The 4,805-nt window shown below is 72.5% G+C and carries 6 protein-coding genes; 1 reads left to right on the top strand and 5 read right to left on the bottom strand.

The annotated features are described in order from the left end of the window. The coding region (locus tag ABZ281_RS38100; protein ID WP_356662603.1) for an FUSC family protein at window positions 1-1,365 on the top strand (1,365 nt) is incomplete at its 5' end. Window positions 1,366-1,393: 28 nt separating this feature from the next. On the opposite strand, the gene ABZ281_RS38105 is transcribed toward ABZ281_RS38100, so the two are convergent. From ABZ281_RS38105 to ABZ281_RS38125, 5 genes are all read right to left on the bottom strand, one after another. Continuing rightward, on the bottom strand, window positions 1,394-1,828 hold the full coding sequence (locus ABZ281_RS38105; protein WP_356662604.1) for a hypothetical protein: 435 nt from the start codon (window positions 1,826-1,828) through the stop codon (window positions 1,394-1,396). A 28-nt stretch (window positions 1,829-1,856) separates the two neighbouring features. After that, a complete protein-coding gene (locus ABZ281_RS38110) occupies window positions 1,857-2,693 on the bottom strand; it encodes a DUF1206 domain-containing protein (RefSeq protein WP_356662605.1) in 837 nt (278 codons plus the stop codon). A gap of 692 nt (window positions 2,694-3,385) precedes the next feature. Further along, window positions 3,386-3,637 (bottom strand): ANTAR domain-containing protein, encoded by a 252-nt coding sequence (locus ABZ281_RS38115; RefSeq protein ID WP_356662606.1) that lies wholly within the window; start codon window positions 3,635-3,637, stop codon window positions 3,386-3,388. A 154-nt stretch (window positions 3,638-3,791) separates the two neighbouring features. Then, window positions 3,792-4,049, bottom strand: coding sequence for a DUF5133 domain-containing protein (locus tag ABZ281_RS38120; RefSeq protein WP_356662607.1), 258 nt, complete (start codon window positions 4,047-4,049; stop codon window positions 3,792-3,794). Window positions 4,050-4,078: 29 nt separating this feature from the next. Further along, window positions 4,079-4,805 (bottom strand): SigB/SigF/SigG family RNA polymerase sigma factor (locus ABZ281_RS38125; RefSeq protein WP_356662608.1); only part of this gene is annotated, 727 nt, incomplete at its 5' end.

The following is a 4,805-nucleotide window of genomic DNA, read 5'->3' on the forward strand; positions in this document are numbered from 1 at the left end:
CCGGACGAGGCGGGCGCCACGCTCCGCCGCGATCTGCAGGCGCTGCACGCCCTGGTGCTGCGGACGGGCAGCGCCGACACGGGCACCGGGCTGGCCCATGTGCGCAACCGGCTCCTCGGCTACCGGGACGAGGAGAACCTGCCGCCCGCGTCGGCCGCCGTCCAGGACGTCTTCCGCGGCATCGGTGAGTCGGCCCGCGCGGTGCTCGGGCTGCGGATCGCGCTCGACGGCCCGCAGGACGAGTCGGACGACACCCCCGCGACGGCCCGCTCCCGGGAGGAACTGGACGCCGAGGACGCCGCGATCGACGCCGGCGAGGAGGCGGCGACGGAGGAGCAGACGGGGCTGCGGCGGCCCACCACGCGTGCGGCCGTGCAGGTCGCCGTCGGGTCCTCGCTGGCGATCGTGGGCGGCGAGCTGCTGTCCACGCAGCGCTGGTACTGGGCGGTGCTGACGTGCTGGATCGTCTTCCTCAACACCGCGTCGACGGGCGAGATCCTGGTCAAGGGCTACCGCCGGCTGCTGGGCACGGTGTTCGGCGTGGTCGCCGGCATCCTCCTGGCCGGGCTGGTCGGCAAGCACACCTGGACGGCGTTCGCCCTCGTCCTGGTACTGATCTTCGCGATGTTCTACTCGGCGCCGCTGTCGTACACGCTGATGTCGTTCTTCGTCACCGCGATGCTGGGGCTGCTGTACACACTGCTGCACACCTACAGCCTCGACGTGCTCGTGCTGCGGATCGAGGAGACGGCGCTCGGCGCGGTCTGCGGGGTGGTGGCGGCGGCGCTGGTCCTGCCCGTGCAGACGGATCGCCGTACGAACGAGCTGCTCGGCACCGTGCTGGAGCGGCTGACCGAGGTCACGGAGGCCGCGGTGGGCCAGCTCAGCGGCGGGCCTGCGGACGAGCTGCTCGACAAGGCGCGCGACCTGGACCAGGCGCTGGCCGATCTGCGGGCCGCGACCCAGCCGCTGATCCACCCGGTCACGCCGCTGCGGACCCGGCGTCACACGGCCCGGTACGTGGTGGCGCTGCTGGAGACGTGCGCTTACCACGCGCGGACACTGGCGGCGACCGCCGAGCTGCTGCCCACCCATCCCTCGATCGCGGCGGACCCGCGACTGCGCGGGGCCGCCGGGCGCACGGTGCGCAACATCGAGACCATCGCGGTCCGGGTCGCCGACGAGCACGCGGGCGCGCAGGTCGAGACCGGGCCGAGCATCGCCTCCCTGCTGGGATCCGACGCCGGCACACCGCGCTACGGCCGCATCACCGACCGCGTGCTGCGGCATCTGGAGCGGCTGGACGAGGCCGTGGTGGGCCTCGCCCGGCCGCTGGGTGTGCCGGTGGCGGCGCCCAAGGGGTGAGAGCCGCCCCCGGAGCGCGGGCCGCCGGTCAGAAGTCCGTGGGCAGCCCGCTCACCTCGGCGATGCCCCGCAGCTCCTCGGTCTGCTTGTGCCGGTCCCGGATGTAGTCGGCTATCTCGCCGAGGCGGATCGGGTCGGACGCGGTGGTGGCGTCCGTGACGATCCTGACCGGGCCGGTGTCGTCGACGTCGAGTTCGACCACTTCGTTGTCCAGGCGGCCGGTGACGGCGGTGGCGATGACGAGGGCCACCTCGTCACGGACCTCCTGGGGCAGTTCGTCGTTGGCGCCGGAGTCGAGCGCGAAGTCGAGGCTGGACAGGCGTTCCTCGTCGATCGCCTCGAGGACCGGTTCCACCGCGCGCATCAGAAGGCGGTAGTCCTCCGTGTCCATCCGGATGCGCAGGAGGTCCAGGTACGCGTCCACGGGCCGGCCGTCGCCATGCGGAATCTCGGAATCGCTCATTGGCTTCGTGTTCCCCGCAGAACGCGGCTCAGACGCGTCGCCACCGAGCCATGGCGAAAGAGAACACCCCGAAGAGCACCAGCCCGGCCGCGACGCAGACCAGCAGCCAGGGGCCGAGCGGGGTGTCGGCGAAGGTGCGCAAGGTGTCGTCCATGCCTTTGGCCCTGTCGGGTTCGTAGTCGATGGCGGCCCGGACGGCGAAGACCCCGGCCACCGCGAACACCAGCCCGCGGGCGGCGCCGCCGGCCACTCCGGTGACGTCCACCAGCTGCCGTGTCCGGTGGCCCATCTGCCCCAGCCGGAGCTTGTCGCGGTACTTGCGCAGCACCGCGCGTACGGCGATCCAGCCGCCGGCCACGACGATCCCGAGGCCGGCGGCGCCGACCAGCCACTGTCCGGCGGGTATCTCCAGGACCCTGGCCGTGGCGTCCCGGGACTGCTGGTCGCTGGATCCGCGGCTCTGGTGGCGGCTGACGGCGAACGACAGCACCGAGTAGGCGACGAAGACGTAGAACGCGAAGCGGACCGTCGCCATCAGCCGTTTGCGTGCGCTGCGGCCGTCCTTGCCGACCGAGCCGAAGAGCGCTTCGGACAGCCTCCACAGGGCCATCCCGACGAGCCCGATACCCAGCGCCCACAGCAGCACCGCACCGAAGGGCTTCTGCGCCAGTTCCTGCAGGGCTCCCCCGCGGTCGGCCTGGCGGCCGGTGTCGCCGAAGGCGATCTGCAGGGACAGCGCTCCGACGAGCAGATAGATCACGCCCCGGGCGCCGAAGCCCGCCCGTGCCGCCCCCTCGGTCACCGAACCCCGCGCCTTCCGCCGGACCCGGAACCGACCGCTCTGTGCCATCGCACTCGTGTTCATGTCGACCTCCCGGCAGTGCGGATGCCCCGGGCCTGCGTTCACACACCCTCCACAGCCCCCGGACCAGGGGATTCCGGTTCCGGGCCGGGTGCTCTCTGCACAGCGACGCCACTTCGGTAACGAGGTCAGGACCGCCGGAAACTCGATCCACGGCCGGCGCCGCCGAGGGTGTGCGCGTGATCCAGGGCGTCCAGGAACCACCGTGCGGGTCGTGCCAGGCGAGCCGGCGGCCCGCCTGGCCGCCCACCGTGTCGAGCGCTTCCGTCCGGGCCGTCGTCAGCCCGTCGAGAGGCCGGTCCGGGTGGGCCGAGACCATGCCGACGCACAGTCCGGACGCGGTCGTCAGCGGGACGCTGTGGCAGGCCTTGCTGTCCGCCGCGAGGATGGCCCGCCGGGCGGGTTCGGTGAACACCGGGTCGCTCTCAGGTCGCGCACGGTGACCTGGGCGACGTCCCGGGCGGCCTGCGCACAGGCCGTCCCGTCCTCACCGACGTGGGCGAAGAAGTCGACGAAGTCGGCCGTGCCCCCCGGTGTGCTGCTCGATGGTCAGACATCCCCGCGCCCGGTCGGTGAGCTGCACATTGCCGCTGTCGGTGCCGACCACCGCCAGGGTGGAGCGCAGCACGGCCTTCAGGACGGCACCACGGCTGCCGGACCCGGACCGGTGCGCCTGGGTGAACGTCAGATCGGGTTCAGGCCCGCGGATACGCCGCGGGAAACCATAGTTTCTCCGGCCCGTCGGGGCGCGGTGCGGTCACCAGGCCGCCGGCCAGCGTGCGCAGCTTGACGTGGTAACGCTGCGACGCGCGCTGCATCAGCGCGAAGGTGCTCTCCCCGTCGGGCAGCGCGTACCGCTGCTGCACGATGCCCTGCGCCTGTGAGATCAGCGGGCGGACGCGGGCCCGGGCCCGCAGGTCGCGCACTTCGGCACGCAGGCGCTCCATCCCGCCGTCGTCGGCCGCTGCCCGGCCCGGCTGTGGACATGGGACTCCCAGGGTGTCGATGACTTGACGCGAACGGGCCCGGCCGGCGGCTTCCGCCGTCGGCCGGGCCCTCGTTCTGCCTCGCCTTCCCCGTCGTGTCAGCGGCACACGCGCATCAGGCGGGCTCCGCGGCCGGCATGCGTCGTCCGGCCGCCGGAACAGCGGATTCCCGGGCCGGTGCGGCCGCGAGCCACTGATGGGCGGCCTCCAGGGCGCGCTTGACGTCCCGGGTGCCGGTGGAGACGCACAGGGTGTACGCCAGGTCGCGTGCCCTGGGGTTCAGCTCCGCCGGTCCGCGGGCGGTCTCGGCGGCGGCCAGGGCCTCGTACTCGTCGACGAGTCGGCGCAGCACGGCGGGGTGGGGCCTCAGCATGGTCGTTCGCTCCTCGGGGGGTCGGTCGGTCAAGCCGTGGTGGAGGGGCCGCCGCTGCCCCGGCTGCCCGTCCGCTGCCCCATGACCTCGTCGCGCACCCGGGCACAGCTGCGGCTGATGAGGCGGGAGACGTGCATCTGGGAGATGCCGAGGTGGTCGGCGATACGGCTTTGGGTCATGTCCTCGAAGAAGCGCATGTAGAGAATGGCCCGTTCGCGTTCCGGCAGACGGCGCAGGCCTTCCTTGGCGGACTCGCGGTCCACGACGACGTCGTAGGAGGAGTCGGCCGCGCCGAGCGTGTCCGCGAGGCTGTAGCCGTCGTCGTCGGCCGAGAGCTCGGCGTCCAGCGACAGGGTGCTGAAGCTGTCCAGGGCCTCGAGCCCGGCGTTGACCTCTTCCTCGGTCAGGCCGGTGTGGGTGGCGAGGTCCGCCACGGAAGGCTCGGGGCTGCCCGGGTTCTGGGTGAGTTCGCGGCGTGCCACCCGCACCTTGTTGCGCAGTTCCTGCACACGGCGGGGGACCCGCAGGGCCCACATGCGGTCCCGGAAGTGCCGCTTGACCTCACCGGTGATGGTGGGGACGGCGTAACTCTCAAAGGCACCCCGGCTCGGGTCGAACCGGTCGATGGCCTTGACCAGACCCAGCGCGGCGACCTGACGGAGATCTTCGATCGACTCCCCGCGGTCGCGGAAGCGGCCGGCGATGCGGTGGGCCATGGGCAGCCACAGGGCGACCAGTTCGTCGCGGACGGCCTCC

Source organism: Streptomyces sp. NPDC006265 (assembly GCF_040613555.1).
Classification (GTDB): Bacteria; Actinomycetota; Actinomycetes; order Streptomycetales; family Streptomycetaceae; genus Streptomyces.